The sequence below is a fragment of the Synergistaceae bacterium genome (genome assembly GCA_017450125.1).
Lineage (GTDB): Bacteria > Synergistota > Synergistia > Synergistales > Aminobacteriaceae > JAFUXM01.
Map to the genome: position 1 here is coordinate 26,698 of JAFSWZ010000019.1, position 15,127 is coordinate 41,824.

A 15,127-nucleotide genomic window follows, 5' to 3' on the forward strand; every position below is an offset into this window, starting at 1 on the left:
TTGTGCATAAAAGTGCATTTCCCTATCTTTCAAGGAGGTTTATTAGCAATGAGAAGAGTTTTTTACGCGCTGGTTATCGCTGCATTCGTATGCAGTCCGGTCTTCGGGGCTTCTAGTACCGAAATGGCTCGTATGGGTACATTCATCAGCAACTTCACTGAGCTGGGCATGTACGACATCGACATTGACACTATTACGTCGGAAGAGCTTGTGCATTTCGGAGTCTGGCACAACTACATCAACAACCGCAACTCCAGAGTCAAACGCTGCTCAAGGAAAAAATGCCCCTACGGCGAGCTTGTCATCGACAAGAAGTATGTTGCTGAGTCCGTCAGGAAATACTTTGACGTTGTGCTTGAGCACGCCAGCACAGAGGATGAGCATTACGACGGCAAAGTCTACCACTTCGCTGCTGCGGACGGTGTTCCTGATTACGCGGACGTTCAGGAGGTCTCTCGCAACGGAAACATCATCACCATGCGCGGAGAAGTTTATTCTTCAGGTGTCGGCGAAGAGAAGGTAGCATCATTCATAGCCCGTGCGAAGCCCTACAAGTTCAAAGGCAAAAATACGTGGGCAATCCTTTCGCTCAAAACACAGTGGTACAACAGATAGCTGTTAGTCTTAAGGAGGTAATATCATGAAACGTCTACTCGCTGCACTGACACTGATACTTGCTCTGTGCGTCCCCGCACACGCCCTCAGTGATGAGGAGTATATCCGCCTCAAGAGATCCCCAGCTTTTGCTGAGGCTGACCGTTCGCTCGCAAGTGCCTACAACGACGCAAAAGATGCTATGAGTTACTCGGCCTTCGAGGAACTCAGGGAATCACAGCGCGAATGGATAGACTACGGCCGCGATCAGGAAGCCAGCAGACTCATGCGTCAGGACTATTCCCGCGTTGAGGCCTACACCGAAGTTACCCGCCGCAGAACCGCCTATATCCGGCAGCAAATTTCGGAATACTCAGCAAGAACTCCGCGCAACAGGCCAAGCACACCGAGACCTGCCGAACCAAGACGCAACCCGAACAGACCCGATTTTGACATCTTTACCGGGCAATTCAGCAAAGACGACGATGTCTATATGTCCGTCCAGTGGGTCAACAAGTCCTCAAGGCTTATGGGAGTCCGTCTGCGCTGCGGTGATGAAGAATGGTTCGGGAAGGGTCGCCTTCACGAACGGGAACTTACAGCAGAAGCCGGAAGCAAATCCGTAACGCTGTACTTCGTCAATGCGAACGCCATACGTATCGAGACCAACGAGGCATTCAACCGTGCAATGGACTTTAACGCTGAGGGCAGGTATACGCGACTTTATAGCAGGTAATGAACATCGCAATCGTTGACGATGATCTCTCAGACAGCATGAGACTCCGCAGCTTCATCCGCACGTGGTTTGGGGCTGAGGAGTCTCTTGATGTTGTGCCTAATATCACTTCGTACCAGAGCGGCGAGGAAATGCTGATAATCTTCCTCACAACCTCGAAGGAATACGCCTTCGACACGTTTCCGCTTCACCCGTTCGATTACATCATCAAGCCGTGCACGAAAAAGAACGTCAGCAAAGTCCTCGCCGAAGCCGTGAGATTCCTTGATGCTCAAGACCCGAAAATCAGGCTGAGAGTCCCGCACTCAGACTATGCAGTATGACTTTCCGCGAAGCAGCAGAGGAATTGTCCCGGCACAGTGATTTTCTTCTCTGCAACAGAGGAATAATCGTGAACATGTCGCAGATTTACGACATGAAGGACGGAACATTCATCATGAAGAACGGTGCTGTGTACCCCATCAAGGTCAACGGCCGCGCGCAGGTGAAGGCGGCGTTCTCGCAATCATTATCCCCGACGCAGTCTTCATCTTCCTGCCGGTAATCCCGGCTCTCGTTGTCAGCGTAACCTTCCTGTTTCTGGTGTTCTGCCTCTCCGTGAAAGTTTCTCTTGGCCGCAAGCTCTTCTGCTTCTTCAACGCAGTGATGCTCGGTGCGTTCTGTCTGCTCTACTCAATCGCCTTGATGGTCTCTGCTGAAGCGGTGAATCCTCTTTGGGACTCCGCGCGGCTTCTGAGCCTCGATGAGGGGATTATGTCCCTGAGCCTCTCTGTCTTGGCCGGGTGCATATTCTTCTCGGAGCAGTGCTTCTGATAGCGTGGATGACTCCCGTGTGGCCGAAATATTTTCTGGTCGGACGCGTTCAGATGTTTACGCTCATCCTTCTGCCGTTGATTCCGCTGGTGCTGCTTCTGTTCTACTATCTGCTGTGGCGGACGTCGGCGAAGTTTTCGGAGGGCGCGAGGCAGAGGCAGGAGAATACTACCTTCAGCAGTGTGCGGACGCTTCGGAGGCAGGCTACACGGGCTACTGCGGGAACATTGCGGCTGATGCTGTGGCTTCGCACTACACGGCTTACGCTGAGTCGCTGGGAGCAGGCATAGAATGGCACATGAACCTGCCGGCTGAACTCCCGATGAACGAGTCAGAGTACTGCGCTGTTCTCGGCAACTTGGTCGAGAATGCGTTAAAGGCCGTCAAGAATCTTCCTGAAGAACGGCGTAGGGTTAAGGTGATTTCGTCCCTGCTCTCGGATGCGATAATCGGGCTGTCAGTCGAGAATCCTTTCTGCGGAAGCGTTGTGCTCGGGCGGAACGGCCTTCCGCGTTCGGACGGCGAAGAGCACGGAATAGGGTTAATGTCTGTGCAGAACACCGTGAAGCGTCATCTAAGGGAAATCCCGTGAAGAAGTGTGCAGTGTCCTTCACGGGGCTGTTTGAGTTACAGCGCGGAAAACTCTTCCTGCTCCAGAATCTTGATCCCGGCTTCTTTCAGTGCAGCAATTGCCTTAAGGTTGTCGCTGAGCTTGAGTATCATGCAGGTGTTGATTACGTATCTGCCCGTCAGAATCGTGTACGTGTACTCTATATTTACGTCCGCGTCCCTGATAACCCCAAGAACCTTGTTGAGCCCGCCGGGAGTGTTGGGGACTTCTGCCGCAATAACCTCCTGAATCTTCGTGAAGAAGCCTCCGTCTTTCAGTACAGACGAAGCCCACAGGACATTATCCACAATCACCCGCACAACACTGAAATCACTCGTCTCCGTAACAGTCAGTGCCCTGATGCTTATATTGTTATCCGCAAAGACCTTCGCAATCTCGTACAAGCTGCCCGGCTTGTTGTCCATAAACACAGAAATCTGCTTGACGTTCATACATATCACCTCAAATAAATAAGAGACTGCCGCATTACGAGCAGCAGCCTCTGAAATGTTTACGTTTATACGATACTACTGCTACAAGGCAGAAAGCTCCTCCGCCTCCAGAATCTTCACTCCCGCGATGTTCAGCGCGAATGCCGCCTTGTCGTTGTCGCTGACCTTGAAGATCATGTACGCTGTCTGCGATGACTTGTTCCCGAGAATCGCATACATGTACTCAACGTTGATGCCTGTCCCGCTGAGAATCTCCAGCACCTTGTTCAACCCGCCCGGAACGTTGGGCACCTCAACTGCCAGAACGTCGCTCATGCTCGCCACAAACCCGGCATCCTTGAGGGTGTTTGTCGTGCCGAGAACGTCATCAACGATTAATCTCACAATTCCGAAATCGCTCGTCTCAGCAAGGGAGAGTCCTCGCAGGTCTATATTCGCGTCCGCAAGAGCCTTCGTCATCTCGTGAAGGCAGCCCGGCCTGTTCTCCAGAAAAACGGAAATCTGTTTTACGCTCATTGTTCGTTCACCTCACTAAATCTTCCTGTTGTCGATTACGCGTACAGCCTTGCCCTCACTGCGCACTATGGTTTTCGGCGCAACAAGTGTAACCTTCGCCTTCAGGCCGAGCATCGAGCGCAGTCCGTCAACCAGCTCTGCCTGCCTCTTGTTGACCGTACCGAGATTGTCCGTGAACATTTCGGGGGTCATCTCAACCCTGACATCAAGAGTGTCCGTGTTGTTCACCCTGTCAACGATAATCTGATAGTTCGCAGGATAGCCGCTGTTGATGAGGACTGTCTCAATCTGGCTCGGGAAGACGTTTACTCCGCGAATAATCAGCATGTCGTCCGTCCTGCCCTTGAGCTTCGTCATGCGCACGTGAGTACGACCGCAAGGGCATGGCTCATGAGTGAGGGTAGTGATGTCGCGCGTCCTGTACCTGATGAGCGGGAAGGCCTCTTTGTCTAACGTCGTGAACACCAGCTCGCCGAGCGTTCCTTCAGGCTGAGGTTCGCCGGTCTTCGGGTCAATGATTTCGGGGATGAAGAAATCCTCGTTGATGTGCATTCCGTGCTGATCCTCGCACTCGAACGACACGCCGGGCCCGCAAAGTTCCGTGAGGCCGTAAATGTCGTAAGCCTTGATGCCCATCGTTGCCTCTATGTCATGGCGCATTGCCTCGCTCCATGCTTCCGCGCCGAAAATCCCTGCCTTCAGCGGAATATCCTCAGGCTTCATGCCCATTTCCTTCATGCGTTCGCCGATGAAGGCCGCGTAGCTCGGTGTACAGCACAGAATCGTAGCCTGCAGATCCTTGATGAACATTATCTGCCTGTCGGTGTTGCCCGATGATGTAGGAATGGTGAGTGAGCCCAGCTTGTGGCTTCCTCCGTTGAGGCCGGGCCCGCCGGTGAAGAGACCGTAACCGTACGACACCTGCACAACAGAATCCCTGCTCCCGCCTGCCGCGACGATTGCACGGGCGCACATCGTCTCCCAGATGTCGAGGTCATGCATCGTGTAGAAGGCTACGACTCTCTGTCCTGTTGTTCCGCTCGTCGACTGAATACGTACGCAGTCATGAAGGGGCTTCCCCATCAGGCCGTAAGGATACGCTTTGCGGAGGTCGTCCTTCGTCAGGAACGGGAGCTTGTACAGGTCATCCTGCGACTTGATGTCGTCGGGGGTTAAGCCCTTCTCCTGCATCTTTGCGCGGTAATACGGTACGTTTTCCCACACATGCCGAACCTGCCTCAAGAGACGTTCATTCTGCAGGTCGCGGATCTTGTCGCGGGGCATCGTCTCTATTTCAGGCTGAAAATATCTCTGTTCCATTGCTTACATCATCTCCATATAACTTTATGCGTTCTTCCCTAACTCGAAGGCTCGTTTGTTGAGTTCGAGGAATTTCGGTGGAACACATGAATTTATCGCTTCATCCCATGCCTCAGAAGGTATGTCGTCGAAGTAATGCGACAGCCTTCCAAGAAGCACGAGGTTCACGGCTTTGGTGCTTCCTGCCTGTCCGGCGAGCTTCACGCAGTCGAGAGCGTCAATCTTCACGCCGAGAGCCTTAATCTTGCTTAACAGGTCTTCAGGGTAAGTCATTGCGCCGATGAGTACGGGCATCGGGTCAATCTGCTGTGTTGAGGTAACTATCTGGCCGCCCCTCTTGAGGTACTCGAGATTTCGCGCGGCCTCCAGAAGCTCGAAAGACACAATCACATCTGCCTGTCCCTTGTCGATTACGGGAGAATATACTTTGTCGCCGTATCGCACGTAAGTTACGACGCTTCCTCCGCGCTGGCTCATCCCGTGAACTTCCGAGACCTTCACGTCATAGCCCTGCGTGATTAAGAGATGCCCGAGCAGCTTGCTGGCTAACACGCTTCCCTGTCCGCCGACTCCTACTATCATGATGCTGCGCGTCTTCATGTCTACTCACCCTCCTTCAAGAACGCTCCGAACCTGCACATCTGCGTACACACTCCGCACCCCACGCATAATGTTTCGTCAACGCGGGCTTTTCCGTCCTTCATCGAGATTGCGGGGCAGCCTATCTTCATGCAGGACTTGCACCCGACGCATTTTGCGGTGTCGACATGAAGGGGCGGGTTGTGCTTAACGTACTTCAAGAGAGCGCACGGTCTGCGGGAGATTATCACGCTGGATTCACCTGCGGCTAGTTCCTCGCGTAAGGCATCCTCGCATTCCTTGAGGTTGTAGGGGTCAACGACTCTGACGCGATTGAAGCCCATTGCCCTGCACAGTGCCTCGAGGTCGATTTTCCCCGCCGGGTCTCCGTGAATGTTCAGGCCTGTCGTGGGGTTCTGCTGGTGGCCGGTCATTCCGGTGATGGAGTTGTCGAGGATTATCACGACGCTCTTGCTCTGGTTGTAGGCGATGTTTGCGAGGCCGGTCATTCCTGAATGCATGAAGGTTGAATCTCCGATTACGGCTACTGGGGGGTGGGCGGGCGGGTTGCCGTGAACAGAGTGAGCGGCACTGTTTGCCTTGTTGAAGCCGTGAAGCGCGCTCACAGATGCTCCCATGCATAACGTCATCTCCATTGCGGAGAGCGGAGCAACTGCACCAAGCGTGTAGCACCCGATGTCCCCCAGAACCGTACACTTCAGCTTGTTGAGGGTGTAGAAGATTCCGCGATGAGGACAGCCCGCGCACATCATCGGCGGACGAGCTGGCAGAGTTTCCCCGAGCTTCACTCCTTCTCCGTGAGCAAGCCCCAGCTTTTCCGCAATCACGTTGGGGCTCAGTTCTCCGAGAAGTCCGAACAGCGATTTTCCCTCGCAAGTCAGGCCAAGTTCCCGGCAGTAACCCTCTATGAAGCCGTCAAGCTCCTCAACGATTACGAGCCTCTTGACGCTCTGCGCAAAACTCTTCAGCTTCCCGTCGGGCATCGGCCACACCATACCCAGCTTCAGAATCGGGAATGTGTCTCCGCACGCTTCCTTCACGTACTGATAGCAGGTCGAAGATGTGATTATCCCGAGTGATGAATCACTGCCTTCTTCCGTGCGGTTGAGGTCTGATGTCTCCGCGAAAGCCTGAAGCCGTAGCATCCTCTCTTCAACGACAGGATGTCTCTTTATGGCGTTGCCGGGCATCATGACGTACTTCGCGATGTTCTTTGCGTAAGGGTGCTCTGGAGCTTCGGTTCTCTCTCCTGTCTCAACTACTGACTGTGAATGCGCAATACGGGTGCACATCTTCACGATTACCGGCGAGTCATATTCTTCCGAGAGAGCATAAGCACTCTTGAAGAACTCTAACGCTTCCTGCGAGTCCGACGGCTCGAGCATCGGGAGCTTGGCCGCGCGCGCATAATGTCTGCTGTCCTGCTCGTTCTGGCTTGAGTGCATTCCCGCGTCATCGGCGACACAGATAATCATTCCCGCGTTAATCCCAGTGTAAGAGACCGTGAACAGCGGGTCAGCCGCAACGTTCAGGCCGACATGCTTCATCCCGCAGAAGCTGCGTTTTCCCGCGAGGCTCGCACCAAACGCTGCCTCCATCGCTACCTTCTCGTTCGGTGCCCACTCGGAATACACCTCAGCGAACTTCGCGAGCTCTTCTGTGATTTCTGTGCTCGGCGTTCCCGGGTAGCTCGACGCAAAGCAGCATCCCGCTTCCCAAAGTCCTCTGGCGGCGGCGGTGTTGCCCTGCATTAACTGTCTCATAATTTTTCCCCCTTCTGAATTGCTGTGAATTGTAACACCTGCCCTCCTGTACTTATGCGCTCATTAATAATTCATAACTGCATAAACGCTGGAGAACAGGAGATTATATTATTGCGCTGTGTGCCAATGTCAAATGTTCCCGCGTGTATTACAATTAACGGACAAAATCTCAGGAGATAATTGCCATGCAGTTTACACAGAAAAATTTCGGGCTCTTCGGCGAGTTTTACCCGGAGCTTGCTCATTACGGACAGGCCGCCAACAACGCACTTGCTTCTGACAGGAATATATGCCTCCTGAACTTGGGGAGGATAGCTGAAACAATCGTCAAGCATTTGTGCCAGCACAGCAATATTCCCTACAAGCACAGTCATGACCCTGTGCAGGCCTTAGCTAATGCCGGGATAATCGGTGAAGATATACGCCTCAAGATAGATACGCTCCTCGAAGTCAGGGATGATGCCCTGCGTGATGATTATGATTCCGACATGGCATGTATAAGGATGTTCACGACGGCCTACGAGCTGTGCGAATGGTTCGTGTCCCGCAGAAAGTTCGACTTCCTCAACGGGCTTCTTCCCGCCGGAGCATCTTCCTCGCCCCTGTCTGAGGCGGCAGGTCTGGGCTCTGAGGCAGAGGAGAGCCTCTACACGTGGACGCGTTACAGCCTTCTGTGCTTGGGGAACATCGGCGAGTTCCTCTGCGACTTTCTGGGCAAGAAGTACGCGCAAGAGATGGAGGATTATGACCGCCAGAGCTTCAAGCAGGCCGACACCTCAGAGAAAGAAGAAATCCTGAAGCGCAACGGAATAATCGGCGACGAGCAGAAGGACATCCTCTACAAGCTCCGTGATGCAAGGAACAGGGCGGTTCACCAGCGCGAGTCTTCTTCGGAGAGGGCAGAGCAGCTCATTGACGAGGCACTGCAGCTGTGTGCGTGGACGTTCAGGAAGATAGCTGAAGCCGGAGACGCGGTGAAGGGCAAGATAGCCGACGTAACTTCGGAGGGGGAAATAAGCGTAGACATCGGGCCGTTAGCCGGAGTGGTGAACAGCGACGAGAAGCCGGAAAATACCGAGTGCGAGAGCGGGGACGTGTACTCGTTCAGGATTGTGAGCAACCCGAAGGACACAGCAGAGCCGTTATACTTGAGCATGAAGGACGCAGACGCAAAGTCTGAAGGCACGTCCGGCGCGGAAGAAAGCAGGCCGGTGATTGCTGTTTCGGCGGGAGGAAACGCGGACTTTCTGCGTGTGTGCCAGATCGGCAACGAGAACGAGATTATTCGCGCCCTCGAGGGCGGAGCAGACCCTAGCTCGAAGACGATGGACGGCACGACAACCCTTATGCTGGCGGCACAGCACGGCAAGGCACGTGTAATCGACGCACTCATAGGACGCGGAGTTTCGCCGAACGCACGAAACATCAGCAGGCACACTGCTCTGATGTTCGCGGTGCAGAACGACAACATCTACGCGGTCGATGCCCTGCTGAACCACAACGCCAACGTTTTCGCACTGGACTGCGACGGCAAGACTGCGATGGATTACGTTGTGTCGGCGGCACCCTACGGCCGGAAAATCGCCAAGAAGCTGAAGCGCAAAGCCGAGACGCTGTTCCTCGAACTCTGCAAGGGCAACGACGAGAGCAAGATAATCAGTGCGATGAACCACAACGCTAACCCCAACGCCAAGACCTTGAACGCGAAGACGACGGCACTAATGCTCCTAGTGTCTCATCACAGGGCGGAACTCATCGAGATGCTGCTTCGCAGGGGAGCGCGCGTGAACGACAAGGACTCGAAGGGCAAGACTGCGCTGATGTTTGCGGCGGAGAGCAACACGACTGAAGCTGTGAGGACGCTGCTGGATTATGAGGCAGACATTTACGCGGAGGACGGCAAGGGGCATGATGCGCTGTATTACGCGGAGAAGAATCCGAGAACGTGCCACGACGCGGAACTTTTAGCCCTGCTCGGCAAGAAACAGCCCGCCGTTGATGAGCCGGAAGGACCTGTACCAGAAACGCCGGAAGAGCCCGAAGCACTGACGCAGGAGCAGGAGGCGGAAGCCAGCGAGGCACTCAGGATGACACTTCAGCGCGACATCCTCAAAATCTGCAGGGCAGGAAGCCCCGAAGACCTCACACAAGCACTCGAAGCCGGAGTTTCCATCGACGTAACCAGCAAAGAAAACGCGACTCCCTTGATGTTCGCGGCACAGAGCAACACCGCAGAAATCGTCGACATGCTCATCACCGCCGGTGCAGACCTCAACGCTCAGGACAACTCAGGAAGCACAGCACTATTCTACGCGGCATACAGGAACACAGAAGACGTTGTAGAAGCACTGCTCGCGGCGGGAGCTGACAAGACCATCACCAACAACGCGGGGCTTTCGGCACTCGATTACGCACGGAGAAACTACAGGCTCGAGGACACGGAAGCTCTGAGAAAACTTGAAGCATAATTGATTTCTTGACATAAATTCTCGTTTAGGGTAATTTTCACGAGTCCTGCTGGCATTCTGCAGGGCTTTATTCTTAGTGAAAGAGGGAATATTTCTCACAATGCCCATCACTGATTTGCTCGAACGCAACGCAAAACTTTACGGGGATGAAGTCGCTCTCGTCGAGATTAACCCCGAGCAGGAAGAACCCATACGTATTACATGGAAAGAATACGCGCTGATTCAGCCGACATCCTCAAAACCTTACAGGCGCGACATAACTTGGGAAGTCTTTGACGAGAAAGCTAACCGTGTCGCAAATATGCTACTTTCGCGCGGCATCAAGAAGGGGCAGAAGGTAGCAATCCTCCTCATGAACTGCCTCGAATGGCTGCCTATATACTTCGGGATTCTCAAGACCGGCGCAATAGCTGTCCCTCTGAACTTCCGCTATTCCTCAGAAGAGATAGAGTACTGCGTGAACTTGGCCGATGTTGATGTGCTGTTCTTCGGCCCGGAGTTCATCGGCAGGGTTGAAAACACCGTGCTGGCTCTCGGGGACAAGTGCCTGCTGTTCTTCGTCGGGGATAACTGCCCGTCGTTCGCGGAGAGCTACAACAACGCTGTGAACAACTGCTCCTCGAGCGCGCCGAAGATTCTCGTTGAGGACACTGACGAGGCGGCTATATACTTCTCTTCCGGCACAACAGGCTTCCCGAAGGCGATACTCCATAACCACACTGCACTTCTTCAGTCAGCACGGATGGAGGCCAAGCACCACCTTACGACTCATGATGATGTGTTCCTGTGCATTCCTCCGCTCTACCACACAGGCGCAAAAATGCACTGGTTCGGCTCTCTCTACACCGGCAGCCGCGCAGTAATCCTCAAAGGCACATCACCGAAGGCGATTCTTGACGTTGTGTCGTGGGAAGGCTGTACGATTGTGTGGCTGTTAGTTCCGTGGGCACAGGACATACTTACCGCGCTCGACAGAGGAGACATCAAACTTGAGGGGCGGCATCTCTCGCAGTGGCGGTTAATGCACATCGGTGCTCAGCCTGTACCTCCAGCACTCATCAAGCACTGGCTGGACTACTTCCCTGACCACAAGTACGACACGAATTACGGCCTCTCGGAGTCAACCGGGCCGGGCTGTGTTCATCTTGGCCTCGAGAACATTCACAAGGTCGGAGCAATCGGCGTGCCGGGCTACGGCTGGGAGCTGAAGATTGTCGACAACAACGGAAACCCAGTAAAGCAGGGAGAAACCGGCGAACTCTGCGTGAAGGGGCCGGGCGTAATGCTGTGCTACTACCACAATCCCGGCGCGACGCACGAGAGCATTCGGGACGGCTGGCTTTTCACTGGAGATATGGCGATGATGGATTCGGACGGCTTTGTGTGGCTCGTTGACCGCAAGAAGGACGTGGTCATTATGGGCGGAGAGAACATTTACCCCGTGCAGATTGAGAACTTCTTGGCGGGACACCCGAAGGTTCATGATGTTGCTGTTATCGGTCTTCCTGAACCGAGACTCGGCGAAATTCCAGCGGCAATAATTCAGGTGAAGAAGGGCATGAAGTGCACAGCCGAAGAGATAGACAGATTCTGTCTCGGCCTTCCGCGCTACAAGAGGCCGCGCAAAATCATTTTCGCTGATGTTCCGCGCAACCCGACCGGCAAAATCGAGAAGCCGAAGCTCCGCGAAATGTACGCGCACGGAAGCAGCTTTCCTGAGGCCGAATAATGTACGAGCTGATTCACGTTAAGGGGCAGAGCTATTACATACAGAGCCCCGCAAAAATCGGGCTCGTGAAGCTGGAAGGTAATAATGTCTGCCTCATCGACAGCGGGAGCGATAAGGAAGCGGGGAGAAAAGTACGGCAGATTCTCGACGCTAACGGCTGGACTCTGACGGCAATCTACAACACTCACTCGAACGCTGACCACATCGGCGGCAACAAGTACCTTCACGCTCAGACGGGGTGCAGGATTTACGCTCCTGATGCTGAGTGCGCGTTCACGCGTCATCCCGTACTTGAGCCGTCGTTCTTGTACGGTGGCTTCCCGGTGAAGGAACTGCGGCACAAGTTCCTGATGGCTCAGGAGAGTCCCGCCGAGTACCTCACGCCTGAAGTTATGCCCGAAGGATGGGAGGTTATTCCTCTGCCCGGACACTTCTTCAGTATGGCGGGTTTTCGGACTCCTGATAACGTTGTGTATCTTGCGGACTGCCTGTCGAGTGCCGAAACGCTGGCCAAGTACCAGATAACTTTCCTCTATGATGTTGAAGCATACATCTCTACGCTGGAGATGGTGAAGACGATGAAGGCTGATGTGTTCGTGCCCTCACATGCGCCGGTAACAGAGAACATTGCGGAGCTCGCACAGCTCAACATCGACAAGGCTAACGAGGTCGCAGACACGATAGCGGAAATCTGCCGTACTCCTCTGAACTTTGAGGCGGTGCTTCAGAGGCTGTCTGCTGAGCTGAACCTCACGATGACGTTCGAACAATACGCGCTTGTAGGAAGCACGGTGCGTTCTTACCTGTCGTGGATGAAGGAGAGCGGAAGGCTGAGGGCGTATTTTGCGGATAACCTGTTACTGTGGGAGGCAGTGTGAGGAATTTGCTCCCTCTGTGTTAATGGCATCAGGGGGAGAAATTTTTACATTTTACGAGAAAGGAACGTTGACAATGACGGAAAAAATCGTTAAACTGAACCACGAACCCTATCGATTGTCTTCATGAAGGCAGAATCGAACATGTAGACATCTTCAGAGCCTTCGGAATCCTGCTTATGGTTATGGGTCATATAGGATTCGGAGGAGAGTTTGACCACTTCATCCACGCTTTCCACATGCCCATGTTCTTCATCGTGTCGGGAATGTTCTTCGAGCCCTCGTACAAACGTTTCTGCGGCACATCAGCGAATCCCTGTTCTTCCTTCCTGAAACGCAAAGCACAGACACTGCTTATCCCGTATGTATGCTTCGGAAGCCTTCATTATGCTCTGTGGGCTCTAAGGCACTGGCGAACCGTAAACTATCTTTCTCCGCTGCTGCACTTGATGTCCGTCAACACTTACGCACTGCCTTATGCGGGCGCGCTCTGGTTTCTGACCGCCTTATTCCTCACCGAAGCCGCGTACTGCATAATCTTCCGCTGTGTGCGAAGTGAATACATCAGGCACGCAGTCATCATCCTTCTTACTCTGGCAGGACATGCCGCGTATTACTTCTGCCCCGTAACTCTGCCTTTTGCCGGAGGAGCTGCCCTAGTCGGTCTCGGACTGTACCACATCGGGGCAATGCTCAGGCAGCACAGCAGACTTTTCACGCTGTCTCTGGGAAAAACGCTGGCACTGGGAACAGTTACAGGAGCATTAATTTTCCTCAACGGTTACGTGAACGTGAGGATAGGCGTTTACGGATTTGTTCCGCTGTTCTACGTCAATGTTCTGCTGTCGTGCATTGTCGGGATGAGCCTAGCTGAGATACTGCACAGAACTTTTCAGGGCACATTGATTGACGGCTGCCTTCAGAGCGTAGGGAAAAACTCCATCGTGTACTTGTGCCTGAATCAGATCGTTATTCTTGCGGCGTTCAAGCTCTCAGGAAGAGTATTCGGGAATGCTGAGGCTCACGGAAAGCTGATGCTTCTGGCTGAACATTGCGGAGTGCTGGCTGTCTCGATGGTTGCGCTGATGTTCATCAGTGTGATTTTCTCGCGCACTGCGCTGAAGGCGGCTCTCGGCAAATCATCAAGCCCGCGCTGTCTCAAGTTTGCGGTGTGTTCTGCGCTTGCGGTGCTGCTTCTCACATCTGCAGGAGTGAACTTCGCGGGGCATTATCGGTTGAAGGCTTCATATGCGGATGTACACCTGCCGGACTGGAGCAGGATTGACACCTCACCTCTGCAGGATAAAGGTACGCTCAGAGAAATTATCGCGCTCAGCACCAAGTACCTTCTTGTTACGCGGTGGAACGAGCCGCACTGGTATGCATTCTCGCAGAACAGCAACACGAGTGCTCCGCTCGGACTGTCAGCCGCCGCAAGAAGAAATGTTTTGCGGAGCGCAGAGTCCTTCAGGAACTGGCGGGACAACGACTATCTCTATGTTGCCAACACTCTTGAAGAATGCCCGGACGTAGTGCCCGGAGAAAGTGCCTTGAGGGGTTGGGCACACACATGCTTTATCCTGTCCTCAGTGCTCAGATTCAACATTTACGAGGAAGGGATTACGGGAATCCCGAAAGATGACGCTGTGAAGATGGTCTGCAAGCTGACCGCCACTCTCGCACGTAATCACTGCTCTAACTCTCACGGCGGCTGGGGCAGACTCTGGCAGAGCGCGCTGTGGGCAGAGAACATAGCTTTTGCGGGCTGGCTTATGTGGAATGACCTCTCGGAGCAGGACCGAGCTTTCGTCTTGAACATGCTGGTTTACGAGGCAGACAGGTTTATAGGCTATGAAGTTCCGTATTACAGAGACAGTGAAGGCCGCGTGATTTCCCCTGACGACACAAAAGCCGAAGAGAACGCGTGGAACTCGCGGATACTGGCATTAGCTGCGTGTATGCTGCCGGAGCACGAGCACTGCAGGCTGTGGGAGGCGAAACTTGCTGAGCTCCTGCTGTCCTCGACCGCCGTCCCTGAAGATACGTCATCAGAAAGAAGCATTGACGGCGTGAAAGTCGGGGATGTCCTGCACGGCTCTAACATAAATTCAGACGGTACTGTAATGAATCACGGGCTGTACCACATAGACTACATGACCACTACGATAGAGGGCATGACCGGCACAGCGATAATTTACGCGCTCGCAGGCCGTAAAGTCCCGGAGTCCGCATTCTTCAACCATGACATTATTTATTCTGCGCTGGTCAATCTCGACTTGGGCACATATGACAGCAGCAAAGCTGGACATCATTTTTACGGCAGGACAGAGGACGGGATGCCCGCACCTGAACTTGACATGCCCGGCGTTAATGACTGGGGCGGAAAGTGGTTCACGAGCTGTTACCTGGCTGATACTGAGGCAGAAATTTTCGGGCTGGACAAAGACTGTCCCGAAGGCCTGAAGGCTTCAGACTGGGCAGATGTTCACCTCAAAGAAGTAATGCTTATGGTCAGCAGAAACACGACGGGTAAGATTTTCGGTGAAGGCGAAAATTACTTTGTTTCCGGCGAGACATACGCAATGCAGAACCTGTGCAAGGCGTATCTTCTGCGGGTATATAATCGTCAGCGCAAGGAGGACTGATAAATT

Annotated in this window: 15 protein-coding genes; 10 read left to right on the top strand and 5 right to left on the bottom strand. The window is 53.7% G+C overall.

Annotated elements, in window-relative coordinates; translation table 11 throughout:
• Positions 1-48: 48 nt before the first annotated feature.
• From IJT02_04200 to IJT02_04225, 6 genes are all read left to right on the top strand, one after another.
• Positions 49-615, top strand: coding sequence for a hypothetical protein (locus tag IJT02_04200; protein MBQ7544126.1), 567 nt, complete (start codon positions 49-51; stop codon positions 613-615).
• Positions 616-640: 25 nt separating this feature from the next.
• A complete protein-coding gene (locus IJT02_04205; protein MBQ7544127.1) occupies positions 641-1,330 on the top strand; it encodes a DUF1311 domain-containing protein in 690 nt (229 codons plus the stop codon).
• Entirely contained in the window at positions 1,330-1,653 is a 324-nt protein-coding gene (locus tag IJT02_04210) for a hypothetical protein (protein ID MBQ7544128.1), read from the top strand. Before IJT02_04205 ends, IJT02_04210 begins: the two co-directional genes overlap by 1 nt.
• A complete protein-coding gene (locus IJT02_04215; GenBank protein ID MBQ7544129.1) occupies positions 1,650-1,874 on the top strand; it encodes a hypothetical protein in 225 nt (74 codons plus the stop codon). Before IJT02_04210 ends, IJT02_04215 begins: the two co-directional genes overlap by 4 nt.
• Before the next feature lie 38 nt (positions 1,875-1,912).
• Positions 1,913-2,143 (top strand): hypothetical protein, encoded by a 231-nt coding sequence (locus IJT02_04220; protein ID MBQ7544130.1) that lies wholly within the window; start codon positions 1,913-1,915, stop codon positions 2,141-2,143.
• A gap of 115 nt (positions 2,144-2,258) precedes the next feature.
• A complete protein-coding gene (locus tag IJT02_04225) occupies positions 2,259-2,735 on the top strand; it encodes a GHKL domain-containing protein (protein MBQ7544131.1) in 477 nt (158 codons plus the stop codon).
• 35 nt (positions 2,736-2,770) lie between these two features.
• Here the strand turns inward: IJT02_04225 and IJT02_04230 are convergent, their stop codons facing one another.
• The 5 genes from IJT02_04230 to iorA all read right to left on the bottom strand — a co-directional run bounded on the left by IJT02_04230 (position 2,771) and on the right by iorA (position 7,404).
• A complete protein-coding gene (locus IJT02_04230) occupies positions 2,771-3,205 on the bottom strand; it encodes an ACT domain-containing protein (protein MBQ7544132.1) in 435 nt (144 codons plus the stop codon).
• Positions 3,206-3,286: 81 nt separating this feature from the next.
• Positions 3,287-3,721 carry an acetolactate synthase gene (locus IJT02_04235; protein MBQ7544133.1) on the bottom strand — a complete coding sequence of 145 codons (435 nt, stop codon included), beginning with the start codon at positions 3,719-3,721 and terminating at the stop codon, positions 3,287-3,289.
• A 15-nt stretch (positions 3,722-3,736) separates the two neighbouring features.
• Positions 3,737-5,041: a phenylacetate--CoA ligase gene (locus IJT02_04240; GenBank protein ID MBQ7544134.1), complete on the bottom strand. Its 1,305-nt coding sequence runs from the start codon at positions 5,039-5,041 to the stop codon at positions 3,737-3,739.
• Between the two features lie 24 nt (positions 5,042-5,065).
• Positions 5,066-5,641, bottom strand: coding sequence for an indolepyruvate oxidoreductase subunit beta (locus IJT02_04245; protein MBQ7544135.1), 576 nt, complete (start codon positions 5,639-5,641; stop codon positions 5,066-5,068).
• Positions 5,642-5,643: 2 nt separating this feature from the next.
• On the bottom strand, positions 5,644-7,404 hold the full coding sequence (gene iorA / locus IJT02_04250; GenBank protein ID MBQ7544136.1) for an indolepyruvate ferredoxin oxidoreductase subunit alpha: 1,761 nt from the start codon (positions 7,402-7,404) through the stop codon (positions 5,644-5,646).
• A 185-nt stretch (positions 7,405-7,589) separates the two neighbouring features.
• Between iorA and IJT02_04255 the strand changes: the two genes are divergently transcribed.
• The 4 genes from IJT02_04255 to IJT02_04270 all read left to right on the top strand — a co-directional run bounded on the left by IJT02_04255 (position 7,590) and on the right by IJT02_04270 (position 15,121).
• A complete protein-coding gene (locus tag IJT02_04255) occupies positions 7,590-9,872 on the top strand; it encodes an ankyrin repeat domain-containing protein (protein MBQ7544137.1) in 2,283 nt (760 codons plus the stop codon).
• 100 nt (positions 9,873-9,972) lie between these two features.
• Positions 9,973-11,601, top strand: coding sequence for an AMP-binding protein (locus tag IJT02_04260; GenBank protein MBQ7544138.1), 1,629 nt, complete (start codon positions 9,973-9,975; stop codon positions 11,599-11,601).
• The gene (locus IJT02_04265) at positions 11,601-12,479 is read left to right on the top strand and encodes an MBL fold metallo-hydrolase (GenBank protein MBQ7544139.1); all 879 of its coding nucleotides are present in this window, start codon (positions 11,601-11,603) and stop codon (positions 12,477-12,479) included. The genes IJT02_04260 and IJT02_04265 overlap by 1 nt, the downstream gene beginning before the upstream one ends.
• Before the next feature lie 182 nt (positions 12,480-12,661).
• Positions 12,662-15,121 (top strand): acyltransferase, encoded by a 2,460-nt coding sequence (locus IJT02_04270; protein ID MBQ7544140.1) that lies wholly within the window; start codon positions 12,662-12,664, stop codon positions 15,119-15,121.
• Positions 15,122-15,127: the final 6 nt, after the last annotated feature.

Bases quoted from the DNA above. Each gene is read 5' to 3' on its own strand.
- IJT02_04240 (MBQ7544134.1), bottom strand. From the start codon at position 5,041: ATGGAACAGAGATATTTTCAGCCTGAAATAGAGACGATGCCCCGCGAC.
- IJT02_04210 (MBQ7544128.1), top strand. From the start codon at position 1,330: ATGAACATCGCAATCGTTGACGATGATCTCTCAGACAGCATGAGACTC.
- IJT02_04230 (MBQ7544132.1), bottom strand. From the start codon at position 3,205: ATGAACGTCAAGCAGATTTCTGTGTTTATGGACAACAAGCCGGGCAGC.
- IJT02_04205 (MBQ7544127.1), top strand. From the start codon at position 641: ATGAAACGTCTACTCGCTGCACTGACACTGATACTTGCTCTGTGCGTC.
- IJT02_04245 (MBQ7544135.1), bottom strand. From the start codon at position 5,641: ATGAAGACGCGCAGCATCATGATAGTAGGAGTCGGCGGACAGGGAAGC.
- IJT02_04235 (MBQ7544133.1), bottom strand. From the start codon at position 3,721: ATGAGCGTAAAACAGATTTCCGTTTTTCTGGAGAACAGGCCGGGCTGC.
- IJT02_04200 (MBQ7544126.1), top strand. From the start codon at position 49: ATGAGAAGAGTTTTTTACGCGCTGGTTATCGCTGCATTCGTATGCAGT.
- IJT02_04270 (MBQ7544140.1), top strand. From the start codon at position 12,662: ATGGGTCATATAGGATTCGGAGGAGAGTTTGACCACTTCATCCACGCT.
- iorA (MBQ7544136.1), bottom strand. From the start codon at position 7,404: ATGAGACAGTTAATGCAGGGCAACACCGCCGCCGCCAGAGGACTTTGG.
- IJT02_04260 (MBQ7544138.1), top strand. From the start codon at position 9,973: ATGCCCATCACTGATTTGCTCGAACGCAACGCAAAACTTTACGGGGAT.
- IJT02_04265 (MBQ7544139.1), top strand. From the start codon at position 11,601: ATGTACGAGCTGATTCACGTTAAGGGGCAGAGCTATTACATACAGAGC.
- IJT02_04215 (MBQ7544129.1), top strand. From the start codon at position 1,650: ATGACTTTCCGCGAAGCAGCAGAGGAATTGTCCCGGCACAGTGATTTT.
- IJT02_04255 (MBQ7544137.1), top strand. From the start codon at position 7,590: ATGCAGTTTACACAGAAAAATTTCGGGCTCTTCGGCGAGTTTTACCCG.